The 25,542-nt window shown below is 71.7% G+C and carries 29 protein-coding genes; 24 read left to right on the top strand and 5 right to left on the bottom strand.

Annotated elements, in window-relative coordinates:
* Positions 1 to 143: 143 nt before the first annotated feature.
* From OG906_RS35720 to OG906_RS35705, 4 genes are all read right to left on the bottom strand, one after another.
* Positions 144 to 539: a nuclear transport factor 2 family protein gene (locus OG906_RS35720; RefSeq protein ID WP_329448933.1), complete on the bottom strand. Its 396-nt coding sequence runs from the start codon at positions 537 to 539 to the stop codon at positions 144 to 146.
* An 8-nt stretch (positions 540 to 547) separates the two neighbouring features.
* On the bottom strand, positions 548 to 1,492 hold the full coding sequence (locus OG906_RS35715; RefSeq protein WP_329448425.1) for an NAD-dependent epimerase/dehydratase family protein: 945 nt from the start codon (positions 1,490 to 1,492) through the stop codon (positions 548 to 550).
* 25 nt (positions 1,493 to 1,517) lie between these two features.
* Positions 1,518 to 4,283 carry a non-ribosomal peptide synthetase gene (locus tag OG906_RS35710; protein WP_329448424.1) on the bottom strand — a complete coding sequence of 922 codons (2,766 nt, stop codon included), beginning with the start codon at positions 4,281 to 4,283 and terminating at the stop codon, positions 1,518 to 1,520.
* A gap of 136 nt (positions 4,284 to 4,419) precedes the next feature.
* Positions 4,420 to 5,172 carry a 4'-phosphopantetheinyl transferase family protein gene (locus OG906_RS35705; protein WP_329448423.1) on the bottom strand — a complete coding sequence of 251 codons (753 nt, stop codon included), beginning with the start codon at positions 5,170 to 5,172 and terminating at the stop codon, positions 4,420 to 4,422.
* Between the two features lie 456 nt (positions 5,173 to 5,628).
* Here OG906_RS35705 and OG906_RS35700 point away from each other — a divergent pair, with 456 nt between their 5' ends.
* The 24 genes from OG906_RS35700 (at position 5,629) to OG906_RS35585 (ending at position 24,976) form a co-directional block, all read left to right on the top strand.
* Positions 5,629 to 6,336 (top strand): helix-turn-helix transcriptional regulator, encoded by a 708-nt coding sequence (locus tag OG906_RS35700; protein ID WP_329448422.1) that lies wholly within the window; start codon positions 5,629 to 5,631, stop codon positions 6,334 to 6,336.
* Positions 6,337 to 6,422: 86 nt separating this feature from the next.
* The gene (locus OG906_RS35695) at positions 6,423 to 7,214 is read left to right on the top strand and encodes a LuxR family transcriptional regulator (RefSeq protein WP_329448421.1); all 792 of its coding nucleotides are present in this window, start codon (positions 6,423 to 6,425) and stop codon (positions 7,212 to 7,214) included.
* Positions 7,215 to 7,441: 227 nt separating this feature from the next.
* The gene (locus OG906_RS35690) at positions 7,442 to 8,365 is read left to right on the top strand and encodes an ACP S-malonyltransferase (RefSeq protein WP_267803821.1); all 924 of its coding nucleotides are present in this window, start codon (positions 7,442 to 7,444) and stop codon (positions 8,363 to 8,365) included.
* A 33-nt stretch (positions 8,366 to 8,398) separates the two neighbouring features.
* Complete coding sequence (locus OG906_RS35685; protein WP_329448420.1) at positions 8,399 to 9,151, top strand: thioesterase II family protein; 753 nt, start codon at positions 8,399 to 8,401, stop codon at positions 9,149 to 9,151.
* Between the two features lie 23 nt (positions 9,152 to 9,174).
* The gene (locus OG906_RS35680) at positions 9,175 to 9,915 is read left to right on the top strand and encodes an IclR family transcriptional regulator (RefSeq protein WP_329448419.1); all 741 of its coding nucleotides are present in this window, start codon (positions 9,175 to 9,177) and stop codon (positions 9,913 to 9,915) included.
* Positions 9,916 to 10,035: 120 nt separating this feature from the next.
* On the top strand, positions 10,036 to 10,296 hold the full coding sequence (locus OG906_RS35675) for an acyl carrier protein (protein ID WP_267803819.1): 261 nt from the start codon (positions 10,036 to 10,038) through the stop codon (positions 10,294 to 10,296).
* A gap of 32 nt (positions 10,297 to 10,328) precedes the next feature.
* Positions 10,329 to 11,594 carry a beta-ketoacyl-[acyl-carrier-protein] synthase family protein gene (locus tag OG906_RS35670; RefSeq protein ID WP_329448418.1) on the top strand — a complete coding sequence of 422 codons (1,266 nt, stop codon included), beginning with the start codon at positions 10,329 to 10,331 and terminating at the stop codon, positions 11,592 to 11,594.
* Positions 11,591 to 12,742 (top strand): beta-ketoacyl-[acyl-carrier-protein] synthase family protein, encoded by a 1,152-nt coding sequence (locus OG906_RS35665; protein WP_329448417.1) that lies wholly within the window; start codon positions 11,591 to 11,593, stop codon positions 12,740 to 12,742. Before OG906_RS35670 ends, OG906_RS35665 begins: the two co-directional genes overlap by 4 nt.
* A complete protein-coding gene (locus OG906_RS35660; RefSeq protein ID WP_329448416.1) occupies positions 12,739 to 13,620 on the top strand; it encodes a beta-ketoacyl synthase N-terminal-like domain-containing protein in 882 nt (293 codons plus the stop codon). The genes OG906_RS35665 and OG906_RS35660 overlap by 4 nt, the downstream gene beginning before the upstream one ends.
* A 20-nt stretch (positions 13,621 to 13,640) precedes the next feature.
* Positions 13,641 to 14,489: an alpha/beta fold hydrolase gene (locus OG906_RS35655; RefSeq protein WP_329448415.1), complete on the top strand. Its 849-nt coding sequence runs from the start codon at positions 13,641 to 13,643 to the stop codon at positions 14,487 to 14,489.
* Positions 14,486 to 15,454 carry a hypothetical protein gene (locus tag OG906_RS35650; protein ID WP_267803814.1) on the top strand — a complete coding sequence of 323 codons (969 nt, stop codon included), beginning with the start codon at positions 14,486 to 14,488 and terminating at the stop codon, positions 15,452 to 15,454. The genes OG906_RS35655 and OG906_RS35650 overlap by 4 nt, the downstream gene beginning before the upstream one ends.
* Entirely contained in the window at positions 15,451 to 15,795 is a 345-nt protein-coding gene (locus OG906_RS35645) for a hypothetical protein (RefSeq protein WP_267803813.1), read from the top strand. Before OG906_RS35650 ends, OG906_RS35645 begins: the two co-directional genes overlap by 4 nt.
* Complete coding sequence (locus OG906_RS35640; protein ID WP_267803650.1) at positions 15,796 to 16,203, top strand: hypothetical protein; 408 nt, start codon at positions 15,796 to 15,798, stop codon at positions 16,201 to 16,203.
* Positions 16,203 to 16,586, top strand: coding sequence for a hypothetical protein (locus OG906_RS35635; protein ID WP_329448414.1), 384 nt, complete (start codon positions 16,203 to 16,205; stop codon positions 16,584 to 16,586). The genes OG906_RS35640 and OG906_RS35635 overlap by 1 nt, the downstream gene beginning before the upstream one ends.
* A 71-nt stretch (positions 16,587 to 16,657) precedes the next feature.
* Positions 16,658 to 17,767, top strand: coding sequence for a beta-ketoacyl synthase N-terminal-like domain-containing protein (locus OG906_RS35630; RefSeq protein WP_329448413.1), 1,110 nt, complete (start codon positions 16,658 to 16,660; stop codon positions 17,765 to 17,767).
* Between the two features lie 29 nt (positions 17,768 to 17,796).
* Complete coding sequence (locus OG906_RS35625) at positions 17,797 to 18,045, top strand: acyl carrier protein (protein ID WP_329448412.1); 249 nt, start codon at positions 17,797 to 17,799, stop codon at positions 18,043 to 18,045.
* A complete protein-coding gene (locus tag OG906_RS35620; protein ID WP_329448411.1) occupies positions 18,045 to 18,449 on the top strand; it encodes a 3-hydroxyacyl-ACP dehydratase FabZ family protein in 405 nt (134 codons plus the stop codon). Before OG906_RS35625 ends, OG906_RS35620 begins: the two co-directional genes overlap by 1 nt.
* On the top strand, positions 18,446 to 18,925 hold the full coding sequence (locus OG906_RS35615) for a 3-hydroxyacyl-ACP dehydratase FabZ family protein (protein ID WP_329448410.1): 480 nt from the start codon (positions 18,446 to 18,448) through the stop codon (positions 18,923 to 18,925). Before OG906_RS35620 ends, OG906_RS35615 begins: the two co-directional genes overlap by 4 nt.
* Positions 18,926 to 18,934: 9 nt before the next feature.
* Complete coding sequence (gene fabG / locus OG906_RS35610; RefSeq protein ID WP_329448409.1) at positions 18,935 to 19,681, top strand: 3-oxoacyl-[acyl-carrier-protein] reductase; 747 nt, start codon at positions 18,935 to 18,937, stop codon at positions 19,679 to 19,681.
* Between the two features lie 57 nt (positions 19,682 to 19,738).
* Positions 19,739 to 20,359, top strand: coding sequence for a 2-hydroxychromene-2-carboxylate isomerase (locus tag OG906_RS35605; protein ID WP_329448408.1), 621 nt, complete (start codon positions 19,739 to 19,741; stop codon positions 20,357 to 20,359).
* A 36-nt stretch (positions 20,360 to 20,395) separates the two neighbouring features.
* A complete protein-coding gene (locus tag OG906_RS35600; RefSeq protein ID WP_267803642.1) occupies positions 20,396 to 20,611 on the top strand; it encodes an MbtH family protein in 216 nt (71 codons plus the stop codon).
* Between the two features lie 119 nt (positions 20,612 to 20,730).
* The gene (locus tag OG906_RS35595; protein WP_329448407.1) at positions 20,731 to 21,426 is read left to right on the top strand and encodes a thioesterase II family protein; all 696 of its coding nucleotides are present in this window, start codon (positions 20,731 to 20,733) and stop codon (positions 21,424 to 21,426) included.
* Complete coding sequence (locus tag OG906_RS35590; RefSeq protein WP_267803640.1) at positions 21,423 to 22,262, top strand: SDR family oxidoreductase; 840 nt, start codon at positions 21,423 to 21,425, stop codon at positions 22,260 to 22,262. The genes OG906_RS35595 and OG906_RS35590 overlap by 4 nt, the downstream gene beginning before the upstream one ends.
* A 35-nt stretch (positions 22,263 to 22,297) precedes the next feature.
* Positions 22,298 to 24,976: a non-ribosomal peptide synthetase gene (locus OG906_RS35585; protein ID WP_329448406.1), complete on the top strand. Its 2,679-nt coding sequence runs from the start codon at positions 22,298 to 22,300 to the stop codon at positions 24,974 to 24,976.
* On the opposite strand, the gene OG906_RS35580 is transcribed toward OG906_RS35585, so the two are convergent.
* Entirely contained in the window at positions 24,967 to 25,524 is a 558-nt protein-coding gene (locus OG906_RS35580; RefSeq protein WP_329448405.1) for a hypothetical protein, read from the bottom strand. The genes OG906_RS35585 and OG906_RS35580 overlap by 10 nt on opposite strands.
* Positions 25,525 to 25,542: the final 18 nt, after the last annotated feature.

Raw genomic sequence — 25,542 nt, 5'->3', positions numbered from 1 at the left:
CGGCCCAACGTGTGGTCGCTCGTGTTGTCGGAGGGTCGCCATGAGTACGGCGACCCTCCGACGGAACGACGGAACGACGGAACGACGGAACGGCCGGCACGATCGGGCGGTCAGCTCTCGGTCAGCTCTCGGTCAGCTCTCGGTCAGCTCTCGATCAGCCGCTGGAAGAGCACCGTGTCGAAGACGTCCTCCATCCGGACGGCGGTCCCGGCCCGCAGGGTCCAGGAGTGGATGAAGGGAAGGGTCACGGTCGTGCCGCGGACCGAGGTCACCTGGCGGACGCCGAAGACCACGATCCGGTCGTCGGCGGCCACGAACTCCTGCGGCTCCAGGCGCATCCCGCCGAGGACGGTCGGTACGCGCGACAGGAACTCCCTGACACCCGCGTGACCGTGCTTGGTGCCCCCCAGGCCGTAGTCGGCCATGCCGTCGGGGTGTACCCATTCCACCTGCGGATCCAGGGTGTCGAGAAGCCCGGCCACATCGCGTTCGTGGAAGGCGCGGTAGGCGCGCCGGACCAAGGCCAGATTGTTGTCGATGCCTGTCGTCATGACGTCTGCGTCCCTTCTCGGCGGCTCATGTGCTGCGGATACAGGGCCCGCAGGGTGCGTTCGATGCCGTCCCGCCAGTCGACCCGGCACGGGCCGGTCAGCCGGCGGCGCAGCGAGGGGTCGAACCGGTACGTCTCCCGGGTGACCTCCGTCGGTACGAGCACGGCCTCCACGCCCGTCAGCGCCTCGATGTGGCGGAGGCAGTCGCTCATGCCGACCGACTGGTCACCGCCCCAATTGACCAGCGTCGCCGGGACGGACGCGGCCCGCCACAGCGGCGGGACCTGGGCGACGAGGTCGTCGGTGTGCAGGAGCGAGCACCAGTTCTGGCCCTCCAACGGCACGGCGATCGGTTTCCCGGCCAGCATCTGCTCGAAGTACAGCATCGGGACGCCACCGTAACTACCGGGCCCGTAAGCGATGTTGAGACGCGCGATGGTGGTGGGCAGACCCAGTACACGGGCGAAGGCGCGCACCGCCCCCTCGGTCGCCAGCTTGCCCATCGGGTAGGCCGGCAGCCACGCGGCGCTGCCGTCGACCGGGTCGTCCTCGGTGTACGCGTGGTCCAGGGTCCGGCGTGCGTACAGGGCGCCCGTCGAGACGAACAGGAACGCCTCGGCGCCGCGGGCGTGGGCCATCAGGCGGCCGGTGGCCACCGCGTTGATCTCGGCGGTGGCGTTGAAGTTCCCGTCCTCGCCCCGGTGCACCGCGGAGTGCAGTACATGGGTGAAGTCTTCGGGTATGCCCTTCAGCGCGTGCTCCGAAGGATCGGTCATGTCCCAGTGTCGTGTGGTGACGCCCCGGTCGTTGAGCTCGCGCTCCACGCCCGGCGTGCCGAAGCGGCCGATGCACCAGACCTCGTTGTGCTCTGCCAGTGACTCGGCGACCGGCCGGGCGACCTGCCCGGTGCCGCCGGTGATCAGGATCTTCTTGCCTCGCATGATGTCGTCCCCCGTCATCTCGGTCCTACCGCCGGGCCCTGCCGGCGTCGGCCTCGGCCATCGCGCGGTCCAGTTCCCGTCGCAGAATCGCCTGGAAGGCCGCCACGTGGCGGGGGCCCATCAGGGTGTAGTGCTCGCCCGGCACCTCCAGGTACCGGTTGGGTTCGGTGGTGTGCTCGTCCCAGCGGCGCAGCTCGTTGTCGAGCCAGGCCTCCCGGGTGCCGTGCAGCGGCGTAGCGTGGAAGACGCTCATCGACCGCACCGCGCCGCTCGGTTCGTAGCCGCGGCCCAGATCGGTCAGTGTGTTGGCCAGGTCGGCCCACGCGCCGAACGACGCCGTGTCCAAGTCGAGTTCGGCGAGCCGCTCCCGGGGGGCGATCTCGATGAGGTGGGCCACCTGGGCCTCCCGCGACAGGTGCCGCAGGGCGTCCGGCAGCTCGGTCGCCTGCTTCTTGTCCAGCAGGTCCAGGAAGAACGCCAGGTTCGCCGCGGTGTCCACGAAGTCCAGTTCGTTCATGCGGTACTTGATGTGCGGCGGCAGGTTGAAGCTGCCGACGAAGTCGACGCGCTCGCCCTGTGCTTCGAGGATCTTGGCGATCTCGAAGGCGACGGCGGCGCCGTACGAGTAGCCGGCCACGGCGTACGGGCCGTGCGGCTGCGTGGCCCGGATGGCGTCCACGTAGCAGTCGACCATCTGCTCGAAGGAGACGAAGGGCTTCTCACCCTCGTTGAATCCGCGGGCGCGCAGGGCGTGGAAGGGTCGGTCACCCGTGAAGTACCGGGCGAGGTTCACGAAGACGAGGACCTCGCCGACCCCGGGGTGGACGCAGAACAGGGGGGTCTTGGCGCCGCTGGTCTGCATGGGGACCAGCGGGTCGTACGGGCGGGAGTCGGACCCGGCCTCCGCGGCCAGCCGGGCGGCCAGGGCGCGGACCGTCGGCGCGGTCAGCACGGTGATGACCTCCAGACCCGTGACGCCGAGCCGCTGCATCACCTTGGCGCGCAGCCGCAGGATGTCGAGCGAGGTGCCGCCGAGGTCGAAGAAGCTCGCGGTGGCGCTGATGGTGGCCGGGTCGGCGTCGAACATCTCGCCGTAGATCTCGGCGAGGATCTGCTCGGTGGCGCCCTCGGGTGGGGTGTGGCCGCCGAGCATGCGCAGGGTCAGGTCGGCTGCGGCCCGTCGCGGGGCCTCGTACGCGCCCGCCTCCAGCCGGGTGCGCATCAGGGCCCGCTGGATCTTGCCGAGGCTGGTCTTGGGGAAGTCCTCGCGGGGCAGCGGCAGGACCAGGGACGGGCGGAAGCCCCAGTGCATGACCACGGTGCTGCGGATGGCGGTGAGCACCCGGTGCAGGGCGGCCTCGTCCCCGTCGGGAAGGTCGGGGTGGAAGGCGATCACGAGCTGCTCGGTGTCGCTGCCGGTCGGGCGGGTGGGGAAGGCCGCGACGTAGGAGCGGGCGACACCGTCGAGCTGTTCGAGGGCGGCCTCGATGTCGTGGCTGAAGTGGTTGACGCCGTTGACGATGACGCTGTCCTTGCTCCGGCCGGCCAGCGTCAGGCGCCCGTCGTCGATGCGGCCCAGGTCGCCGCTGCGGAACCAGCCGTCGGCGGTGAAGGCGTCCGCGGTGGCCCGCGGGTCGTTGTGGTAGCCGGGGGTGATCATGGGGCCGGTGAACTGGACCTCGCCCACCGTGCCCTCGGGCAGCGTCCGGTCCGACCCGTCCACGACGCGCATGCGCAACCCCGCGACGGCGGTGCCCAGGTTCGCGAACTCCGCGCCGCGGTCGGCCTCGGGGAAGGCCTTGCGGGAGTAGACGCTGCCGGCGCAGGTCTCGGTCATCCCGAACGCCGGCCACAGGGCGTCCCCGGCGAGGCCGTACGGGGCGAAGTGGTCGAGGAACGTTTCCCCGGTGGCGACGACCACGGCTTCGCCGCCGCTGACGATGTGCCGCAGCCGGCTGAGGTCGAGCGGCTCGCCGGAGGCGACGAACCGGTCGGCGGCCGTGTTGATCAGCCCCAGCAGGAAGTTGGGGGTGAAGGTCATCGTCACGTCGTGCCGGGAGACCAGCCGCAGGAACTCCAGCGGGTCGGCGAGCACCGCGCCGGCGGGTGCGTGCACCTGCGTGCTGCCGGCGTACAGGGGCAGCAGGTGGCATTCCAGGAGCGCGGCCACGTGGTCGAAGGAGACCCAGTTCAGCGTGGTGTCGGCGGGGCCGAGCCGGTGGTGTCCGTTCTTGGCGGCCATGGAGGCGAGCAGGTTGCCGTGGGTGAGCATCACGGCCTTGGAGCCGCCGGTCGAACCCGAGGTCAGCATCAGGATCGCGGTGTCCTCGGGCGCCGCGCCGTGCAGTTCGCCGGCCTCCGCTCCGTACAGGTCCTCCAGGGCGACCACCGACAGGCCGGGGGGCCGCGGGAGGGAGTCGGCGAGGGAGCCCGTGGTGACGGTCAGCGGGGCGCCCAACAGGTGGCCCACGTGGTCGAGCCGGGCGGCCCAGCGTTCCGGGTCGGTGCTCGGCGCGGCCATCGGGCAGGGAACGAAGCCGCCGAGGACGGTGGCCCAGAAGGCGGGCAGGAACTCCTGGGGGCGCTCCAGGACCAGCACCACGCGGTCCCCGGGGCGCAGCCCCCGGGAGCGCAGCCCGGTCAGGATCCGGCGGGCTTCGGCGAGGAGTTCGGGGTGGGTCCGGTCCTGGAAGCCGGCGTCGGTCGAGCCCTGGCAGTGGCGCAGCCCCGACTCCGGGTGCCGGCGGGCGGCGTACAGCAGCAGGTCGGTGAGATTGTCCGGTGGGTTCACGGTCGTCTGTCTCCTGGCCTCGGGGGCGCGCCGGGGTCAGACCTCCGTGCGCGGCGAACAGGGGTGAAGGACGGCACTCGCGTGCGGTGAAGGTGCGCGTGGGACGGGGTGACGGGGGCGGGACGGTACGCCGGGTTCAGAGCCGGCGTACCGACGGCGGGCGTTCGGCGCCGCGGGGCAGGGCGAGCGCGGCGGTCCATCCGGCCGGAGCCAGGACGTCCGCCACCCGCCACGTGGTGGGGGAGCCGAGCGCGGACAGGGTGATGTGAGCGGGGCCGGGAGCCCAGGATCGGGTCTCCAATGCGGTCAGGTCCGTGGTGATGCCGATTCCGACGGCCTTGAGCACGGCTTCCTTGCGGGTCCAACAGCGGAGGAAGGCCGTGGCGCGGGAAGGCCCTTCGGGCATGGCGCGTACGGCCCGGCGTTCGGCCGGGGTCAGCACGGGGGCGTCGAGCTGTTCGACGTCGAGCTCACGGATCCGCTCGACGTCGATGCCCACCTGGAAGGGGGAGAGCGCCAGCACGCCCAGACCGCTCGTGTGCGCGACGCTGATCGACCAGGGTGTCGCCGGATGACGCAGGGCGGGCGGGCCGTGTTCCGCACTGCCACAGCCGGGGCACGGGTTTCGCCCTATGGATATATCGGTGGCCGGTACGTGAAATACCCCGGAAAGGGCCTTTCGCACGGCCGCGCGGCAGGTGATGAACTCCACCTGCGCCTGAGTGGATTTCATTTGTTGAACTCGGTTCAACTCTGCACTGTCCAGAAGCCCGCGGTCGCGCTCGCGGTACCGCCCCGTCGGAATCCGCCACCACCACACCAGGGCGTCGGTGGTTTCGAACAGTGGCGCGGAGTCGTGCTGCTCGATCCCGGTGTGGGTTGTGGTCACAGGCCTCACCGTAGGCTCGAAGGTCACTTGAAGTGGCCTTGTGCGAACCAGAGTTGACCACTAGTGGACAGGTTGGGAGCGGAGAGTGAGGGGAACGATGCGTTCGGTGACGCAAACGGAAGGGGTGGATTTCGTTCCGGGGGGCAGGTGCAGCTTGCTGCCGAAATGGCTGGAAAAAATTCCTCGGAGTGGCGAAATTAAACAAAGTTTGGCATATGCCTGTATTGCCTTGCGCGCGCCGGGATCTTGTTGACTTGCTCTGAGTGGGGGAACTACTGTCCGATCGCACGCGATCCGCTTGGGAGACGCAAGAGAATTTCTCGATCAATAGTTGAAACGGATAGGTTGGGCGAGCAGATCATGGTCGTCAAGGGGGACGAAGTGACCGGAGCCGCGATCGATTCGCCAGGTACGGAGGGAGCGGGTGATACGACACCCGTGGATCACGCCGCGCAAGTGGAACAGACCTTGCTGCAGGCACGGGCGCTGATCGAATCCACCGTCTCCCTCCACCGCAGGCGCCCGGACCCGGGACCCGCGGCGGCGCACACCGACGTCGCCGTGCTCGGCGAGGCCGTGGCCGACCTCGTGCTCGGGGCCCGGCACTCGGTCTGCCTCGCGATCACCGGGAAGGACGCCTTCGGCCGCATCGCGCGCGAGTCACTGGCCATGCTGGACTCCGGTCCCGTCGTACGGCTCCTGTGCGCCCCCGAGGTCGCGGACGGGTCGCTGTGCCAGTTGACCCGGACGCCCGGGGCCCGGTTCGAGGTCCGGGTCTCCGAGGCCGAGTTACGCGACATCGTCGTCGTCGACGGCGCGGCCGCGCTGGTCCGCGCGACCGCCGGGAACGCCAAGGGCCAGGCAACGCAGGTCAATGACCCCGCCGCGGTGCGAGCCCTTGAACTCCTCTTCGCCGGCGCCTGGTCCCGGGGCCGCAAGCTCGACGACCACCTGGCGCTCAGCCCCCGGCTGCGCAGCGAACTCACCCGCAGGATCCTGGAGCGGCTGCGGGACGGCTACACGGACGACGCCGCCGCACGCGACCTGAACGTGTCGCTGCGCACCTACCGGCGCCACGTCGCCGAGATCATGCGTGAACTCGGCGCCAACTCCCGCTTCCAGGCGGGTGTGCGGGCGGTGGAACTGGGACTTCTCTCGGAATAGCCCGACCGAGCAACGGGGAACACCGGTCCGTCCCCCACGGCGGACCGCGCAGCAAGATGAGACACCAACGGGGTGGTGGGTACGACGTGGCCAAAGGGCCTGAGGACGAACTGGAACATGCCCTCCTGGAAGTACGGGCCCTGATCGAGTCGACGGTGGCCATCCACCGCGACCGCAGCACCAGGGCGCAGCAGATCGCCACCGTCGACGGTGGTTACGGACCGGTGCTGCACGCCGCGGCGACCCTCATCCGGGGGGCCGTGCAGACCATCGACATCGTGCACGCCCGGCTGCCGGGAGCCGAGGAGATGTCGGGACGCAGCGAGCGGGCCGAACGGAAACTGATCTACACGGCGGCCGAGGGGGTCTCGGTCCGGCTGCTGACCAGCCTGTCCATGGTCGACGAGGACTTCGTACGCGAACAACTGGGCCTGGAGCGCCCGGTGGCGATCCGGGTGGCCCGGGTCCCCCCGCTCCAGGCGCTGCTGGTGGACGGCAGCGCCGCCCTCGTGGTGGCCGAGTCGGCGGCCGGCGTACGAGCCTCCACGATCCGGGCTCCCGAGGTCCTGCACACCCTCGGGACGCTCTTCGAGAGCGTCTGGCGCAACGCCGTGCCCGCCGGCGAGCGCATCGTCTTCGGCGACCGCGACCGGGCCGCGCTCGCCCGGCAGATCCTCGGCGCACTGCGCGCGGGCGTCACCGACGAGGTGGCCGCCCGCGAACTCACCGTCTCGGTGCGCACCTACCGGCGCCACGTCGCGGAGGTCATGGCGCTCCTCGGCGCCCAGTCCCGCTTCCAGGCCGGCGTCAGGGCGGCGGAGCTGGGGCTCCTGCCACCGGCGGGGGCGCCGACGAGCGGCGGCGGAACCCGGTTCTGATCCCAGACTGGCAGCTTCCTGAAACGTGTGTTGCCGCGCGTTCGGCGCCGAAGTTGTATGACGCCAGGAAAGGAATTCACGCTCCTCGATGAGCGGGTGAAGTCCTTCCCGGTGGTATGGAGAACCCCCGACTCCATGCCTCCGGCGCGTGGGGATCCGAGGCCCGCGGGTTGATCCCGACCACGGGTCCCCACGCTCCCGGTGAATACGGCGCGGAAGGCGGATCCATGGATCGGATACCGATTGGTCTGGTGTTCCCGGGTCAGGGAACACAGAAGTCGAAAATGGGTGAGCCCTGGCGGGAAACGCCGTCCTGGGAACTCACCGGAGAAATCTCCGAGGTCACCGGAGAAGACCTCGCCGAGTTGCTGCTGCGCACCCCGGACGAGCAACTGCGGCGTACGGACCTGGCGCAACTCGCCGTGTTCACGGTGGCCCTCGTCGCCCACGCCGAAGCGGTTCGCCGCGACGCGTTCGGCGGACGGGTGGTCGCCTGCGCCGGCCACAGCCTCGGCGAGTACGCGGCGCTGACCGCAGCCGGTGCCCTTCCCCTGCGCGCGGCGGCCGCCCTGGTCGCGGCCCGCGGCCGGGCCATGCGCGGGGCCGCCGAGGAGCGGCCGGGCACCATGGGCGTCCTCGTCGCCGCCCCCGTCGACGAGGTCACCGCCCTCACCGACCGGGTCCGCGCGGGCGGCGCCGACGTATGGGTCGCCAATGTCAACGCCCCCGGCCAGACCGTCGTCTCCGGTTCCGCCGAGGGCATCGACCGCATCGAGGCCGAGGCTCCCTCGATCGGCGCCAAGATGATCCGGCTCCAGGTCGGCGGGGCCTTCCACAGCCCGTACATGGACCCCGCCGCCGACCGCCTGCGGATCGCCCTGAAGAACACCGCCTTCGCCGCCGCGCACCTGCCGGTGGTGGCCAACGCCGACGCCGACGTCCACACGGGCGCCGACGACTGGCCCGAGCTCGCGACCCGTCAGCTCACCTCACCGGTGCTGTGGGAGCCGAGCGTACGCACCCTCGTCGGCCCGCTCGGCTGCCGCCGGCTGGTCGAGCTCGGCCCCGGGCGCACCCTGGCGGGACTGATCCGCCGGATCGCCCCGGACACCGAAGTGGTGTCCCTGGACGGTCCGGCGGCCATGGACTGACCGACCACCCCACGCACAAGGAGACCACCCAAAATGCGACTTGGCACCCAGAGCATCTGGCTGCGCAGATACGCCACCGGGGCGACGCCCCGGCTGCGACTGCTCTGCCTGCCGCACGCCGGCGGTTCGGCCGGCTTCTTCCACAGCTGGGGGCACGCCTTCGGTGACGACGTCGAAGTGCTCGCCGTGCGCTATCCGGGCCGCCAGGAACGCATCGCCGAGGCACCCTGGACCGTTCTGGAGGAACTCGCCGACGCGATCGCCGCCGAACTGCCGCCCTACCTGGACGTCCCGCTGGCCCTCTTCGGTCACAGCATGGGCGCCACCCTCGGCTACGAGATCGCGCTGCGCCTGGAGCAGCGTCACGCGGTGGTCCCCGAGCTGCTGATGGTCTCCTGCCGCAAGGCCCCGCACCTGCTCACCCCGCGCACCGCCGCCTTCGCCGGCGACGACGAGCTCCTCGACGAGGTCCGCCGGCTGGGCGGCACCGACTCCGCGCTGTTCGACGACGAGGGCCTGCGCGACCTGGTGCTCCCCGCCATCCGCGCCGACTTCGAAGCGGTCGCCCGCTACACCGCGCGCCCCGGCGTCCCGCTCGGCTGCCCGGTGGTCGGGTACGTCGGCGACAGCGACCCGGAGATCACCGCCGCCGAGGTCCGAGCCTGGTCGGTCGTCGCGCCGAAGGGCTTCGACCTGAAGGAACTGCCCGGCGGCCACTTCTACCTCGTCGAGCAGCGCGACGCGCTCATCGCCGACATCCGCGCACGGCTGGCCCCGAGACGGTGAGCACCGAGGTGCGACCACGGCCGATGAGCGGAGTCGGAGTGCTCGACAAGGCCTCCGTCCTGCTCGACATCGTGGAGAGCCGCCCGGCCACGCTCGTCCAACTGGTCGCCCACAGCGGGCTCTCCCGGCCGACCACGTACCGGATCGCGGTCGCCCTGGAGCGGCTCGGCCTGCTCACGCGCGACCCGCAGGGCCGCTTCGTGCTCGGGCCCCGGCTCGGGCTGCTCGCCGTCGAGGCGCGCGGCGACCGGCTGGCCCAGGTCTGCGGCCCGGTCCTCGCCGAGCTGTCCGAGCGGACCGGTCTGGACGCCCGGCTCTACCGCCGGCGCGGGCGGCTGCAGATGTGCGTCGCGAGCTCCGTCGACCGCGGCGACGCCCCCGAGGCGGGCGCGGTCGGAACGGCCCGCCCGGCCACCGCCGGCCCCGCCGCCCAGGTGCTGCTGGCCTGGGAGGAGCCCGAGGAACTGTACGAGGGCCTCGTCCGTGCCCGGTTCACCGCGGCGCACCTGGCCCTGGTGCGCCACCGGGGCTGGGCCTACGGCCCCGACCCCGTGGCGCCCGGCACCGTCTCGTACGCGGTCCCCGTGCGCGGCGCCGGCGGCGGTACGACCGCCGCCCTCGTGCTCTCCGGCCCCGCCGCCCGGATGCCGCGGGTGCCGGGCCGCGCCCTGACCGGTTCCGGCACCGACGCGGCCGTGGCCCTGGGTGACGCCTTGCTGCGAACCCGGGGCGATCTGATTCCGGCCGGAGCCACCGGATCCTGAATTCACCGGCGGCCGTGGCAGCTTGTTGCAGCCGTCGTTGTGGGAAAAGAACGAGCCATCGCACCATTCATTTGCGAGTAACCGGGCCGCGTACGTTGTGGCGGCGAATCCGAGAAGGGTATGAACGTGACGACTGCTACGCGCGACGAGCGTCTGGAAACCATCAAGGTAATTGTCTGCGACATTCTCGAAATCGAGGAGGACGAGGTCAGCGAGGTCAGCCTTTTCAAGGAGGACCACAATGCCGACTCGCTCCGCGCCATCGAGATCCTCGCGGCCCTTGAGAAGGAGTTCCGCGTCGTCATCAACCAGAGCGAGCTGCCTCGCATGGTGAACCTCAAGGGCGTCTACGAGGTCGTGTCCGAGCCGGCCAACTGGTAGTCGATTCCGCTCCGGCGGATTGGGAGGTTGCCATGACGGCGGCAGAACGTGGCACCGGCCGGATCCGGCCGGAGCGGCACCGGGTGGTCCTCACCGGGTTGGGAGTGGTCTCGAGCATCGGACTCGGCGCGAAGGAGTTCCTCCAGGGACTTCGTGAAGGCCGCAGCGGTGCCCGGCCCATCTCCGTGTTCGACACGGAGGGCTTCGCCCACGCGAACGGGTGCGAGATCACGGATTTCGACCCGCGGGAATGGATCAGCACGCTGGACGTGGAACAGCTCGGCAGGGCCGCGCAGTTCTCGGCGGCGGCCGCCCGGATGGCCCTGGAGGACTCGGGACTCGATCTGACGCTGTTGCGCACCCGGCGTGGGCTGATCTCGATCGGCACCACCGACGGCGAGAGCTACGACCTCGACCAACTGGTCGCGGGGGAACTCGCCGAGGGTGTGGGCTCCTTCGACCCCACGGCCGCCCGGCGCGTGCCGGCCGGGCGGCTGTCGGTCGCCATCGCCCAGGAACTGGGCCTGACCGACGTGGAGGCGCTCACCATCCCGACGGCCTGCTCGGCGGGCAACTACGCCATCGGGTACGGCTTCGACGCCGTCAGCTCGGGCGAGGCGGAGTTCGCCTTCTGCGGCGGTGCGGACGCGATGTGTCGCAAGACCTTCACGGGCTTCTACCGGCTGGGCACCATCGCCCCGGACCGCTGCCAGCCCTTCGACATCGACCGCAAGGGCATCCTCACCGGCGAGGGCGCGGGCGTCCTGGTCCTGGAGCGGCTGGACTCCGCCCTGGAGCGCGGTGCCACCATCTACGCCGAGGTCCTCGGCTACGGGCTCAACTGCGACGCCCACCACCAGGTCGCACCCGACCGGGACAGCGTCGCCGAACTGATGCGGCTCGCCCTGGACAACGCGGGTGTCGAACCGCACGAGGTGGACCTCATCTCGGCGCACGGCACGGGCACCAAGGCCAACGACATCACCGAGGCGGGCGCCATCCGCCAGGTCTTCGGAGACGCGCCTCCCCGCACCGTCTCCATGAAGTCGATGCTCGGCCACAGCATGGGCGCCGCCAGCGCCCTCGGGGCGATCGGCTGCGCCCTCGCCATCCAGAACCGCTTCATTCCCCCCACCATCAACCATGTCACCACCGACCCCGAGTGCGATGTCGACTGCGTGCCGAACCAGGCCGTCGAGGCCGACCTGAGGATCGTTCAGAACAACGGTCTCGCCTTCGGAGGCAACAACGCGGCGGTCCTGCTCGGCCGGTACGACGCGATCAAGGAGGCGTCATGATGAGCCGTCCCATCATCGGGATGGGCGTCGTCGCCGCCACCGGCTCCGGTGTCGGCGAACTCTTCGAGAACCTGTGCCGGGGCGTCAGCGGACGCGCCGAACTGCGCGGCTTCGACCGCACACGGTTCCGGGCGCGGCACGCCTACGAGGTCGACGACCGACCAGCCGTCGGCGAGGACGTCCCCGCCCGCGCCGGCCGCCTCCTGCACGAGGCGATCGCCCAGGCCGCGGCCGACGCCGGCCTCGGCCAGGACCTCGGCGGGATCCCCATCCTCGTCGGCACCGGACTTCGCGAACTGCGCTCGTTCGAACTGTGGTGGCGTGACGGCTCCCCGTTCGCCGACTCCGGGCTGCACTTCGGGACCGGCCTGCGCGAGCGCTTCAACGCCGACGTCACGCACACCTTCTCCAACGCCTGCTCGGCCTCGCTGTACGCGCTCGCCCTGGGCTGCGACCTCCTGAGCCAGGAGGGCGAGGACGCGCCCGACACCGTCATCGTCGCCGGCGTCGACGTGCTGACGGAGTCGATGTACGGGCTGCTGGAGCGCGTCCACCCGACGCCCCCCGACCGGGTACGCCCCTTCGACCGCAACCGCACGGGCGTGCTGATGGGCGACGGCGCGGCCGCGATCGTGCTGCGCCGCGACGACGCCGGTGCGCCGCAGGTCCACGGCCGGCTGCGCGGCGTCGCCGTCAACTGCGACGCCTACCACGTCACCGCCCCCTCTCCCGAGGGCATAGCCGAGGCCATGCGCGCCGCCCACCGGCTGGCCGGCGTCAAGCCGTCCGACGTCGATCTGGTCATGCTGCACGGCACCGGGACCCTGCTCAACGACGAGGCGGAGGCGACCGCGCTGGCCGACGTGCTCGGCGAGGACGCCGAAGGGCCGCTGATGACGGCCGTGAAGTCCATGACCGGACACACCTCCGGGGCGTCCGGCCTGATCAACCTGATCGTGGGCCTCCAAGCGCTCAACGAGGGGCGGGTGCCCCCGACCGTGGGCCTCGACGAACCGGTCGAGGAGGCCGCGCCGTTCCGCTTCGTCACCCGGCAGGCGGTCACCGACCAGCCGCTGAAGGTGGCACAGCTCAACGCCTTCGGATTCGGCGGCATCAACGCCGTGGCCATAGTGGAGGGCCCCCGATGACCACCCAGAGCACCGACACCGTCGTCGTGGTCACCGGAGCGGCCGTACTGCTGCCCGGCACCGACAGCGCACGGGCCCTGGCCGACGGACCGCCGCCGGGCGGCGCGCCCGTCGACCCCGCCGCGCACGTGGGGAAGAAGGGCCTGCGCTACAAGGACCGGGCCACCCAGCTCGGCTACGCGCTGAGCGCCGCCGCACTGCGCGACGCCGGCCTGCTCGGCGAGGAGAAGGACGGGCTCACGGTGCCCGCCGCGAGCGTCGGCGTGGTCGCCAGCTCCAACTTCGGCAACCTGGACACCGTCGCCCGGGCGCTGGACACCATCCGGGAGGAGACCGTCACGGCCACCAGCCCGATGGACCTGCCCAACGCCTCCAGCAACGTCATCGCCTCCTCGGCGGCCATCCGCTACGGGCTCCGCGGCCCCAACCTGATGGTCTGCAACGGTGAGACCTCGGGCCTGGACGCCGTCCACTGGGCGGCCACCATGATCACGGCCGGCCGGACCGAGCGGGTCCTGGTGCTCGGCGTCGAACCCGACAACGAGGTGGTGCGCCGGCTGCTCGGCGGCGGCCGGGCGGTCGACGGCGGCGCGGCCCTGGTGGTCGAGTCGCGGGCCGCGGCCGCCGAGCGCTCCGCGACGGTACGGGCCGTGCTCGGCCCCTACCGCCGGGGCGCGGGCGAGCAGAGCGCCCGCGGGCGCCGCTGGGCGCTGCCCGAGCACTTCGGGACGGCTTCCGGCGCGTCCGGGCTGCTCCAGGTGGCCGCCGCCGTCGGCTGGTTCGACGCCGGCGAGCGCGGACCCGTACAGGCCGTGACGGGCACCGCCACCGACGACGGCCGCGCCGATCTGCTGCTGTTCGCGCCCGAAGCGGCGTGAGCGGCCGTGAGGAGACCCTCGTGAACACCCACATCGACCTGCGTCCGGTCGCCGTCGAACAGCGCACCGAAGGCACCGGTCCGCGCGTCCTGCTGCTGCACGGTCTCGCCGCCACCGACACCGTCTGGGAGCGCGCGCTCCCCGAGCTGCCGCAGGACTACCAACTGTGGACCGCGCGGCTGCCGTGGCGCACCGAGACCATCGCCGAGTGGAGCGAGCAGCCCAACCTGCGGGGCGGGCTCGCCAAGGCGCTGGAGGCGGTGCCCGGCGGGGCCGAGGTGGTGGTCGCCCACTCCATGGCGGCCAACGTGCTCCTCGACCTGCTCGACCAGAAGATGCGGGGCGGTGTCGACGCCCTGCGCCAGTTCGGCATCCGGGCCCTGGTCCTGGTCTCGCCCTTCTACCGGGGCCGTGCCGACCAGTTCGACTGGGACACCATCAGCTACTACCTCAACGACTTCCACCTGATCATGGAGGAAGGGATCCGCGCCCACTCCGGCGGACGCGTCCCGGACGACGTCCGGCAGGCGATGGGGGAGCGGGTCCGCGACCGGGTCGGCCCCTACGGCTGGCTCCGCTTCTTCGACCTGTACCTGCGCACGCCCACCCTGGAGACCGGCCGGATCACGGTCCCCACCCTGGTGCTCGGCGGCGAGCACGACTTCGCCGCCCGCCCGAAGGAGGGCGTGGCGCTCGCCGAGGCCCTCCCCGACGGGCTGTCGCACATCCTGCCCGGCAGCGGGCACTTCCCGATGCTCGACGCGGCCGGCGCCTTCGCCACCGCGGTGAGCGGCTTCGTCAACTCGACCCTGGGCCCGGCACCGCAGCGCGGGACGGCCCCTCCCAACGCCCTGGAGCTCCAGCGATGACCCTCGTTACGGACACGGCCGTCAAGGCGCTGTTGAACACCCCCACCACCACCCGGGTACGCCCCCGCTACGAGGGGTCCAACATCTGCACGTGGATCGGCTTCAAGCACGTCAACTACCTCGTCGAGGAAGCCGTCCTGGACCACTTCCGCCAGTCCGGGCTGCCCGCCCGCGGACTGTACGAGGAGTACGGCCTCGGCCTCGACCTGGTCTCCATCGACAGCCGCATCCTGCACGCCTTCCACATGGACGACATCGCCGACGCCGAGGTCGTGCCGTGGACCGCGGACGACGACGAGACGCTCGGCTTCAAGATCACCATCCGGTTCGAGCGCGACGGCGAGATCCACAAGGCGGTCACCTCCAAGGTCCGCGTCTCGCTGCGCGTCGACACCTACCTGGAGGCGGCCGGCGAGGTCCCCGCGCAGCTCGACCGCTTCGCCGTCGCCACGCTCGGCGACGACCTGGAGCGCGAGCCGGGAACCGCCGCCCCCGCCGAGGAGGACATCCTCGCCTCGCTGACCGACGGGCGGAACGCGTACGCCTGGAAGTGGAACATCCCGTACCCGTACTGCCACTTCACCGAGCGCATCCAGATGTCCGGCTACCTGCGCCTGATGGAGGAGGGCAAGGACCGTTTCGTCGCCGACCGCGGCATCTCCATCAAGACCCTGCTCGACGACCGCCGCTGGATCCCGGTGGTGCCCCGTTCGGACATCCGCATCCTCGACGAGGCGCTGATGGAGGAGGACCTCTACACGGTCTACACCGTCGAGGAGGTCTTCAAGGACTTCACCTACACCTCGCGCATGGACTTCTACGTGCTGCGCGACGGCAAGCTGGTCAAGACCGCCACCGGCCGCATCGTGCACGGCTACGCCGTCATCCTCAACCGCCGCGACTGGAGCCTGGTCAACTTCGACCAGCACGTCGTCGACGCCATCAGCGGAGCGCCGCAGGCGTGAGCGACACGTGGGAGAGCGGTACCCCGCGGCTGCTGCTCATCGAGAGCCAGGGGCGCGTCGCGCAGGACGCCGGCTTCCGGCGCGACGCGGTCACCCAGGTCCTCACCGGGCAGTCGGCGCTTCTCTTCCTGGTCCAGGAGGGCGTCGTCCTCGCCGTCCCCGGCAGCGACAACGACCTGGACCGGTTCCAGAAGGAGGGCGGGGTGCTGGCCGCGGACAGCTTCTCGCTGGCCCAGCACGGCCTGGACGCGGGGGCCCTGCGCCCCGAACTGCGCGTGGTCGGCATGGACGTGGTGGCGGGCTGGATCCTCGATCCGGCCGTCCGGGTGGTGTGGCACTAAGTGGCAAGGCAGATTCCGCACACGGACGTGCTCATCACCCTCATGGGTGCCCCCCACGCGTCGGACCAGGTCACCAGCGCACTGCGACTGACCCAGGCCCTTCTGGAACGCGGCGCCACCGTACAGGTGTGGACCTGCGGGTACGCGACCCTGCTCACGCAGCGCGCACTCGGCCGCGACAAGCCGCGCAACCTCGCCGACTGGAACCGGGAGCACCCCTCCACGGCCACCCTCGCCGAGGAACTCCTCACCGCGTACGAGGGCCGGCTGTACTGGTACGGCTGCCGCTTCTGCAGCGACGACCGGGGGGCGGTGGACCACCTTCCCCAAGTGGTGCTCCGCCCGCCCGCGGGATACGCGGCCAACGTCGCGGCAGCCGACAAGACCCTGCTCCTGGGGGTGATCTGATGGACGACCGGGTGCTGGCCATCGTGGAACGCGGCTACCGGGGCGCGCTGGAGAAGCAGTTCTTCGACGAGCTCTACCTGGCCACCGAGCTCCACCGGCAACTCGGCGGCCTCGACGTCCTGCTGCGCGGCTCGGCCGTGACCTACGCACTGGACGCCGGCCCGGTGCCGAGCCTGCGCATCGGCGCTCGCACGGTGGACACCCTCAGCGATCCCCGCAAGGGGCTGCGCACCCTGCTCGACGCCGGCGTGCGGATCCGGGTGGAGGAGCCCGACATCGAGGCCCTCGGCTCGACCCGCCCGCTCATCGAGGGAATCGCGCTCACCCGCCGGGGCGAGACGGCCGAGCGATGGGCCCACTACCGGATGGTCTTCTTCCTCTGACCCCGGACCCGGCGCCCGATACGCCGCGTCCGCACGACGCACCCGCAACGGAAAGGAAACAGGTGACGGTCATGACCACTGCCACCACGAGCACCGGACGCCCGGTGATCACCGCCTGGTCGGCCGTGTCCCCGTACGGCATCGGCAGAGCCGCGTTCGCCGAGGGACTGCGGGAACGACGCGGTACCGTCACCGAACTCGGCCCCGAACACGGCAGCACACCCGACGGCGTCGGTTGCGTCGTGCCCGCCTTCGGCATCCGGGACGTGCTCGGCAAGAAGGGCACCCGCTCGATGGACCGGGTCACCGGCCTCGCCGTCACCGCCGTCGGATCCCTGCTGGACGACGCCGACCGCAACCGCGCCGTCGGCACCGGCGAGGGCGCGGCGTTCGCCCTCGGCACCACCACGGGCAGCGCCCAGTCCATGATGGACTTCACCCGCGACTCCCTCACCGGTGAGCAGCCCTTCTTCGTCGACCCGGCGCGGTTCCCCAACACCGTCATGAACTGCGCTGCCGGCCAGAGCGCCATCTGGTACCAGCTCAAGGGCCCCAACGCCACCATCGCGGGCGGCCGCACCGCCGGCCTGCACGCCCTCAACTACTCCCGCAGGCTCCTGGGGGCGGGCCGCGCCCGCACCGTGCTGTGCGGCGCCGCCGAGGAGTTCTCGCAGGCCCGCGCCTGGCTGGAGCACCACAGCGCCGACCCGGGCACCGAGGCCGCACCGGTGCTCGGCGAGGGCTGCGCCATGCTGCTCGTCGAACCACACACGCCCGACGACCCCGACCAGCCCGTGCTCGCCGAACTCCTCGCGGTGGAACTCGGCGTCGTCCTCGACGGCGACACCCGCCCCGCCCTCGTCTCCTGCCTGCGCTCGGCACTGCGCCGGGCCGGCGTCGAACCCGGCCGGGTGGCCGTCGTCGCCCGGTCCGGAGCACCCGGCCGCGAGGGCCGAGGCGAAGCCGACGCGGTGCGGGAGGTGTTCGGGGAGCCCGCCCCCGTCGACCTGACGCCGAGCGCACTCATCGGTGACACCGGCGCCGCCGCGGCCGCCTTCCAGACCGCCGCCCTGCTGTCGTACGCCGAGGACCGGCCCGCCGACGCCGCCGGCCGGATCGGCGTGATCACCTCCGTGGACCGCACCGGCACCGTCGGCTGCGCCCTGCTCGGCCTGCGCTGAGCCCCGCCCCTCCCGAAAGGAACCGAACAGTGCTGGAGAAGGAAGAACTGCGCGCGATCGTGGCGCAGGTGCTCGACGTCGACCTCGCCGAGGTGACCGACCACGCGCGCTTCGTCGACGACCTGGAGGTCGACTCGCTGATGGCGCTGGAGATCGTCGTCGTGCTGGAGAAGAAGTACTCCGTCAAGCTGCCGGAGTCCGACCTCAAGCAGATCGCCACCCTACAGAGCGCCTACGACGTCCTGCTGGGCCGGCTCGACGCCGCGCAGGCCGCCTGATGCCCGCCGCGAGCCCACTTCGCGGCACGGTCGAGGTGCTGCCCGCCGAGGGCGAGTCGAACGCCGCGGCCGCCCACTTCACGGTGGCCGGCACCGAGACCGTGCTGCCCGGCCACTACCCGGGCTTCCCGATCTTCCCCGGAGTCTGCCTGGTGGAGTGCGCCCGCCAGGGCGCCCAGGCCACGCTGCCGCCCGGCGCCAAGGGCGCCGAGTTGACCGCCGTGGAGTCCACCCGGTTCACCGGGCCGGTCTTCCCCGGCGACCGGGTGGACATCGCCCTGGACTGGAAGCGGACCCCGACCGGCGACTGGCAGTGCCGGGCGAAGCTCACCACCGGGCGCGGCCCCGCCGCCGGCGTCCGGCTGCGCTACGGCCTGCCCGCGACCGGACGGGCAGCGGCATGATCGGCCAGCGTGACATCAGGGCCCGGCTGCCGCACCGCTTCCCGATGCTCCTGGTCGACCGGGTCGTCGACATCGCCCCCGGCGAGCGGCTGACCGCCCTCAAGGCGATCACCTGCAACGAGCCCTGGTACGAGCGGTTCGGCGCGGACACCCCGGACGAGGACTTCGCGTACCCGCCGACCCTCCTCGTGGAGTCCTGGTGCCAGTCCGCCGGAGTCCTCGCCACCTGGGACGACCCCAACCCGGACGTCCTCACCGGCCAGGTGATGCTGTTCGGCGCCATGACCGGCGTCGAGTTCCACCGACCGGTGCTGCCCGGAGAGGTCCTGGAACACCGCGTGCGCCTCGACCGCAAGGTCGACGACACCCTGCTGTTCGAGGGCGAGACCCGCTCGGCCGGCGAGACGGTGATGACCGTGGGCCGCATCGTCATGGCCTTCCGCCCCGCCGAGGCCCTGCGCCCGGCAAGCGCCTGAGGAGAGAGCATGTCGGACAGCACGAGCAGGGTGGCTCTCGTCAGCGGCGGCTCGCGCGGCATCGGCCGCGCCACGGTCCGCGCGCTGGCCCGCGACGGATTCGACGTCGCGTTCTGCTACCGCTCGGACGACGACGCCGCACGCGACCTGGAGAAGAGCGGCCAGGAGTTCGGCGTACGCGTGGTCGGCACCCGTGCCGACGTCGCCGACGGCGCCGCCGTACGGGGCTGGATCGAGGCCACCGAGGACCGGCTCGGCCCGATCGACGCGGCCGTCACCGCGGCCGGCATCACCCGGGACAACCCGCTCGTCCTCATGGACGACGAACAGTGGCGCCAGGTCATCGACACCAACCTCGACGGCGTCTACCACGTCTGCCGCGCCGTGGTCTTCGGCATGATGAAGCGCCGCCGCGGTGCCATCGTCAACATCTCCTCGGTCGCCGGGGTCTACGGCCACCGCACCCAGACCAACTACTCCGCCTCCAAGGCGGGGATCATCGGATTCTCCCGCGCCCTGGCCAAGGAGACCGGCCGCGCCGGCATCCGCGTCAACGCGGTCGCGCCGGGGTTCATCGAGACCGACATGGTCGCCGAGATGAACGACAAGGCCCGGAAGGAGGCGCTCGCCTCCATTCCGCTGGGCCGCATGGGCACCGCGCACGAGGTCGCCGACATGGTCGCCTACCTCGTCTCGGACCGGGCCGCCTACGTCACCGGCGCCGTCCTGCAGATCGACGGCGGCATCACCATCTGAACCCCCGCACGACCCGAACCGCCCCGAGCACCCCTACGAAACCATTGGAGGCCGGTGATGGCACGCCGCGGACCACGCTGGTACTTCTCCTTCCGCAGCCCCTACTCCTGGATGGCGTACCGGGACCTGGTGGACCGGCACCCCGACGTGGCCGGTCGGATCGATTGGCTGCCGTTCTGGGAGCCGGACGAACCGGCCCTGGACGAACTGGAACGCAGCAACATCACGCTGCCGTACGTCCCGATGTCCAAGGAGAAGCACCTCTACATCCTCCAGGACGTCCGCCGCCTCGCCCGGGCCCGGGGCCTGGACATGGTGTGGCCCGTGGATCCCGCCCCGCACTGGGAGGTCTCGCACCTGGCCTACCTCGCGGCCGACCGGCTCGGCGCCGGACCCGAGTTCATCGCCGAGACCTACCGGGCCCGCTGGGAACTCGGCGAGGACATCTCCGACCCGGACACCATGCGCCGGATCGGACGCACCCTCGGCCTGGACCCGGAGGTCCTCGCCCGGGCCCACGAGGATCCGACGATCCGCGCATCGGGGCTCGACGCGCTGAACTCCCTGCACCGCGACGGGGTCTTCGGCGTTCCCTTCTTCATCAGCGGATTCGACAAGTTCTGGGGCGTCGACCGGCTGTCCGACTTCGTCGAGCAGCTGAACGCGCGCGCCGCCTGACCCTCCCACGCACTCACACCGAAGGAAGAACCGGCCATGGCCACGAACCCGTTCGAGAACGACGACGCCCGTTACCTGGTCCTCGTGAACGAGGAGAACCAGCACTCGCTCTGGCCCGCCTTCGCCGAGGTCCCCGCCGGCTGGACCGTCGCGCACGGCGAGGACGGCCGCCAGGCCTGCCTCGACCACATCAACGAGAACTGGACCGACATGCGCCCGAAGTCGCTGGCCGACGCCATGGACGCCGCCTGACGTCCCCCGCCGGGCGGTCGGGCAACGGGCGTTGGCAGCAATCTGCAGCGCCCGTTGCCCATGTCCGGAGCCGATGAAAGCGTGGCTCTCACGCAGCTTCCCAGAAAGCGATGCCGCTCATGACCCACTCCTTGGTGTGCCTCCCGTTCGCGGGAGGCGGCGCCGGTTTCTACCGCGCCTGGAAAGACCTCCCCGCCGACGCACCGCGCATAGTGCCGCTCCAACTGCCCGGCCGCGAGGAACTCTTCCTCGACGAGCCCTTCCACGACGCCGTCGACGCGGCCGAGGCCCTCGCCCCGCGCGTCGCCGACCTGGCCGGGGACGGGCCCGTCGCGCTCTTCGGCCACAGCCTGGGCGCGGTGCTCGCCTACGAGGTCGCCCGCCGCCTGGAGCAGGACGCGGCCGTGAACCTCACCCACCTGTTCGTCAGCGGCTCCCCGGGCCCCTGGACCGGCCGCACCCGGCGGGCGACGGGCCTGGACGACGACGGCTTCCTCGCCCGGGTGCGGGAGTTCGCCGGATACGAACACGACGCGCTGGCCGACCCCGACATGCGGGAGCTGCTGCTGCCGATCCTGCGGGCGGACGTCGAGATGCACGAGAACTACAAGCCGGTCTCCGACGAGCCGCTGCACACCCCCGTCACCTCGCTGCGCGCCACGGACGACCACCTGGTGACCCGTGAACAGGCCGAGGAGTGGCGGCGGGCCACCACCGCCGCCTTCCGGCTCGTGGAACCGCGAGGCGGCCACATGTACCTCACCGAGTCGCCGTTGCCGCTGCTCGACGCGGTCGCCGCGGACCTGCGGTCATGACCGCGGGCGCTGCCCGGCTCGGGCGCAAGACGGCCGTGGTGACCGGCGCGGCCCGCGGCCTCGGCCGTTCCTGCGCCGTTCGCTTCGCCGCGGAGGGCGCGGACCTCGTGCTGGTGGACGTCGGCAGGGACGTGGCCGGAGTGCCGTACCCGCTGGGCTCCGAGCGGCAGCTGGAACACACCGCGAGGCTCTGCCGGGCGCACGGCGTCGCCGTGCACACGGCCGTCGCCGACGTCCGCGACGCGCGCGCCGTCGCCGCCGTCGCCGAACAGACGTGGGAGCGCTTCGGCACCGTGGACGTCCTGCTGAACAACGCGGGCATCGCGGCGCCGTCGGGCAAGGCCGTCCACGAGATCGCCGAGGACGAGTGGGAACTCATGGTCGGCATCGACCTCACCGGCGCCTGGCGCATGATGAAGGCCCTCGTCCCCGCCATGGTCGAACAGCGCTCGGGCAGCGTCATCAACGTCGCCTCCACTGCGGGCCTCGTCGGCTACCGACACTTCGCGGGCTACGTCGCCGCGAAGCACGGCCTGATCGGCCTGACCAAGGCGGCCGCCCTCGACTACGCGCCGTTCCGGGTTCGGGTCAACGCCCTGTGCCCCGGATCGGTGCGCGACGACCCGCTCCACGAGGGCCGGATGCTCGCCGAGATCGCCCGCTCGCTCGACGTCGACGTGGACGAACACGAGGAGATCTTCGTCCAGTCCCAGCCGATGAACGCCCTCATCGAACCGCAGGACATCGCCGGCGCGGCCCTCTGGCTCGCCGGGGACGACACCCGGCAGGTCACCGGGACCACTCTCACCGTCGACGGCGGCTTCAGCGCCCGCTGACCCCCCGCTCCCTCTCGTACGACAGGAGTCCGACCATGCCGAGAAGTCAGGCCGCGTCCTGCCACAGCCTGGTGGTCCGACTGCCGGGCCCGGTCGATGCCGCGGAGCTGGAGCGCCGCCTGCGCGCCGGAGCCGCGCAGGCCTGGCCCGAACTGGCGGCCCTGCGCCTGTGGGAGGAGCCGCTGCCGTTCGACGCCGCGCACCCCGCCGCCGCGAGCCGGGCCCGGCAGGAGGCCGAGCGCCCGCTGCACGCCACCGGACTGCCGCTGCGCGCCGTACTGCTGCGCCACCGCGACGGCACCGCCGACCTGGTGCTCGTGGCGCGGCACGGCGTCACCCTCGACGGGACCTCCCTGGTCTTCGGGCGTGCCGACGCCGCCGCGGGACTTCCGGCCGGTGACCGGCCCACCCTCGAATGGGGCCTGGGCGACCCGGCCGCGGCGGGCCGCACCGCCGAGGTGCCCGTCCCGCTGCCGCAGCACCTGCCCGGCGACCCCGCCCTGCTCGCCGCCGCGACCGCACTGGTACTGGCCCGGTACGGCGCGGGGGAGCCCCTCGACGAATCGCAGGACGCGGCGGCGCTGCGGGCCCGCTGGGAGATCGACCACGGGGGCCCGTCGACCCTCGCCGGCATCGGCGTCCTGGTCGAGGACGGCCGACCAGGGCAGTGGCGCCTGCCGTACCTGGCCCCCGCCTTGCCCGGGTTGCTGCACTTCGTGCGCCACCCGGACGGCACCGTCACCGGGACCCTGCGCCACGACCGCGGTGACCTCGCGCCCGCGGTCGCCGAGCGGTTCGCCGCCCATGTCGCCCGCGTCGCGGACCAGTTGGCGCAGGCCCCGGACCGGCCGCTGGAGACGATCGAGCTGCTCGCCCCCGAGGAGACCGAGAGGGTACTGAGACTCGGCGTCACCCCCGCCGTCGGCAGCGCCGAGGCCGCCGGACGCACCCTGGACGGGCTCTTCGCCGACGTCGTGCGCCGACGCCCCGAGGCCATCGCCCTGACCGCCGGGGACACCATCCTCAGCTACGCCGAGCTCGACGCCCGCGCCGAACACACCGCCGCCGGGCTGCGCGCCCTGGGAGTCGCCCCCGGCGCCATGGTCGGTGTCGCCCTCGAACGCGACGCCGACCTGGTGGTGACCCTCCTCGGCGTCCTCAAGGCCGGCTGTGCGTACGTGCCCATGGACCTGCGCAATCCCGTGGAACGACTGCGCTACACCGTTCAGAACGCGGGCGCCGCCGTGGTCGTCGGCAGCGGCGACGCCTTCCCCGACGTCGAGGGCGTCCGCGTGATCACCCCCGACGCGCTGCGCTCCCTGGGCGCCGGGGAGCCCCCGGCCGCCCCCCGGCCCGAGGACGGCTCCGCGCCCGCGTACGTCATCTACACCTCGGGCTCCACCGGGCGCCCCAAGGGCGTCGTGGTCCCGCACCGCAACGTCGCCGCCCTGATCGAGGCGACCCGCGAGGACTTCGGGCTCGACGCCGACGACGTGTGGACCCTCTTCCACTCCAGCGCCTTCGACTTCTCCGTCTGGGAGATGTGGGGCTGCCTGCTCACCGGCGGGCGACTGGTCGTCGTCGACTACTGGACGACCCGCGACACCGAGCTGTTCCACACCCTGCTCGTCCGCGAGCGCGTCACCGTGCTCAACCAGACCCCTTCGGCCTTCGCGCAGGTCGTCGAGACCGACCGGCGCACGCCCGCCGAACTCGCCGTGCGCCTGGTGGTCTTCGGCGGCGAACCGCTCGACGTACGGATGCTCGCCCCCTGGTTCGCCCGGCACTCCCACACCGACTGCCGGCTGGTGAACATGTTCGGCATCACCGAGACCACCGTGCACGTCACCGCCCACACCGTGACCCCGGCGGACGTGCTCGCCGCCGGCCGCGAGGTGGGTCCCGCGCTGCCCGGCTGGACCCTCTCGGTCCGCGACCCGCGCGGCCGACTGCTGCCGATCGGCGCGCCGGGCGAGATCTGCGTGGGCGGCGCCGGAGTCGCCGACCGCTACCTGGGCCTGCCGGAGCTGACCGCCGAGCGGTTCCTCACCGACCCGTACGGCGGCGGTCGCGTCTACCGCAGCGGCGACCGGGGCCGACTGCGCCCCGACGGCAGCCTCGACCACCTCGGCCGGCTCGACAGTCAGGTCAAGGTCCGCGGCCACCGCATCGAACTGGACGAGATCCGCAACGTGCTGCTCAGCCACCCCGACGTGGTCGGCGCGGCCACGGTGCTGGGCCACGACACCCCCGGCGACGCGGCGACCGCCCGCATCGACGCGTACGTGGCCCTGCGCGGCCCCGCCGCCACGGCGGACGTCCTGGCGCACGCGCGGGGGATGCTGCCCGCCTACATGGTCCCCTCGACGCTGACCGAGGTGCACGCGATCCCCCTCACCATCAACGGCAAGGTCGACACGGCGGCCCTCCCGGCCCCGTCCGCCGCACCCGCCGGGCAGCGCGCCGGCGATGTCCCCGCCGGCGACGCGTACGACGCGTTGACCGCGCAGATCCTGAAACTGTGGGGCCATGCCCTGAATGTGGACGTCACGCCGAACGACAATTTCTTCGAACTGGGCGGGAACTCCCTGTTGGTCATCAGGGTGCTTCGCGAGATGCGCGAACAGGGCCTGCCGAAGGTCACCACCCAGGACTTCTACCGCAACTCGACGGCAGGCCGTTTCATCGAGGTCGTACGGGACGCTCAGGCCTGACGCCGGGCATTCCCGGGGCGTACGTCGACGCGACGCTTGATGGCGGAAAGCAAAGCGATCCTGATCATTCCGCTGGGAATGCGAATCACCTTCCAGTATCGTCCGAACCTGCGCCGGGTCTCCTCGTCGGTGGCCCATATCCGGGTCTCCGTGGAGAGAACTCCGCGGGCCAGGTGCAGAGTGAAGACCACCTTGGTGCAGCCGGGCTCGGCGTAGTCGCGGAACACCTCGGCCATCGGCCGGTCCGGGCTCACCGGGCCGGCCTGTGAACCGATGCCTCCGTACACCAACTCGCTGTCGGACAGCTCCAGTACGGTGTCGCCGCCCATCGCGAAGTCATCGAGCACCCGGCCGTCGGGCCGCAGTTTGTTCCGGGTGAACGCGAGGAGGATCCGGGCCACCGGGGCCTCGCGCCAGGTCATCTCGCGGGCGGCCCGCAACACCTCCTCGCGCGGCGCGCCCACCTTCACCCAATGCCGTTCCCGGAAATGCCAGTCCGGCATGTAGCGGTCGATGACGAGACCCTGCGGATTCTTCATATCGGTCATGCTCCGACGCTAGCACGC

The sequence above is a fragment of the Streptomyces sp. NBC_01426 genome, from assembly GCF_036231985.1.
Lineage (GTDB): Bacteria > Actinomycetota > Actinomycetes > Streptomycetales > Streptomycetaceae > Streptomyces.
Note: the sequence above shows the minus strand (reverse complement) of the source record. Positions and strands in the feature narration are given on the sequence as shown.

What these genes read in the sequence shown, in the direction of transcription:
- OG906_RS35615 (WP_329448410.1), top strand. Translation starts at nt 18,446, where the DNA reads ATGATCGGCCAGCGTGACATCAGGGCCCGGCTGCCGCACCGCTTCCCG.
- OG906_RS35590 (WP_267803640.1), top strand. Translation starts at nt 21,423, where the DNA reads ATGACCGCGGGCGCTGCCCGGCTCGGGCGCAAGACGGCCGTGGTGACC.
- OG906_RS35665 (WP_329448417.1), top strand. Translation starts at nt 11,591, where the DNA reads ATGATGAGCCGTCCCATCATCGGGATGGGCGTCGTCGCCGCCACCGGC.
- OG906_RS35675 (WP_267803819.1), top strand. Translation starts at nt 10,036, where the DNA reads ATGAACGTGACGACTGCTACGCGCGACGAGCGTCTGGAAACCATCAAG.
- OG906_RS35635 (WP_329448414.1), top strand. Translation starts at nt 16,203, where the DNA reads ATGGACGACCGGGTGCTGGCCATCGTGGAACGCGGCTACCGGGGCGCG.
- OG906_RS35605 (WP_329448408.1), top strand. Translation starts at nt 19,739, where the DNA reads ATGGCACGCCGCGGACCACGCTGGTACTTCTCCTTCCGCAGCCCCTAC.
- OG906_RS35670 (WP_329448418.1), top strand. Translation starts at nt 10,329, where the DNA reads ATGACGGCGGCAGAACGTGGCACCGGCCGGATCCGGCCGGAGCGGCAC.
- OG906_RS35595 (WP_329448407.1), top strand. Translation starts at nt 20,731, where the DNA reads ATGACCCACTCCTTGGTGTGCCTCCCGTTCGCGGGAGGCGGCGCCGGT.
- OG906_RS35660 (WP_329448416.1), top strand. Translation starts at nt 12,739, where the DNA reads ATGACCACCCAGAGCACCGACACCGTCGTCGTGGTCACCGGAGCGGCC.
- OG906_RS35585 (WP_329448406.1), top strand. Translation starts at nt 22,298, where the DNA reads ATGCCGAGAAGTCAGGCCGCGTCCTGCCACAGCCTGGTGGTCCGACTG.
- OG906_RS35620 (WP_329448411.1), top strand. Translation starts at nt 18,045, where the DNA reads ATGCCCGCCGCGAGCCCACTTCGCGGCACGGTCGAGGTGCTGCCCGCC.
- OG906_RS35715 (WP_329448425.1), bottom strand. Translation starts at nt 1,492, where the DNA reads ATGCGAGGCAAGAAGATCCTGATCACCGGCGGCACCGGGCAGGTCGCC.
- OG906_RS35650 (WP_267803814.1), top strand. Translation starts at nt 14,486, where the DNA reads ATGACCCTCGTTACGGACACGGCCGTCAAGGCGCTGTTGAACACCCCC.
- OG906_RS35580 (WP_329448405.1), bottom strand. Translation starts at nt 25,524, where the DNA reads ATGACCGATATGAAGAATCCGCAGGGTCTCGTCATCGACCGCTACATG.
- OG906_RS35630 (WP_329448413.1), top strand. Translation starts at nt 16,658, where the DNA reads ATGACCACTGCCACCACGAGCACCGGACGCCCGGTGATCACCGCCTGG.
- OG906_RS35680 (WP_329448419.1), top strand. Translation starts at nt 9,175, where the DNA reads ATGAGCGGAGTCGGAGTGCTCGACAAGGCCTCCGTCCTGCTCGACATC.
- fabG (WP_329448409.1), top strand. Translation starts at nt 18,935, where the DNA reads ATGTCGGACAGCACGAGCAGGGTGGCTCTCGTCAGCGGCGGCTCGCGC.
- OG906_RS35685 (WP_329448420.1), top strand. Translation starts at nt 8,399, where the DNA reads ATGCGACTTGGCACCCAGAGCATCTGGCTGCGCAGATACGCCACCGGG.
- OG906_RS35690 (WP_267803821.1), top strand. Translation starts at nt 7,442, where the DNA reads ATGGATCGGATACCGATTGGTCTGGTGTTCCCGGGTCAGGGAACACAG.
- OG906_RS35600 (WP_267803642.1), top strand. Translation starts at nt 20,396, where the DNA reads ATGGCCACGAACCCGTTCGAGAACGACGACGCCCGTTACCTGGTCCTC.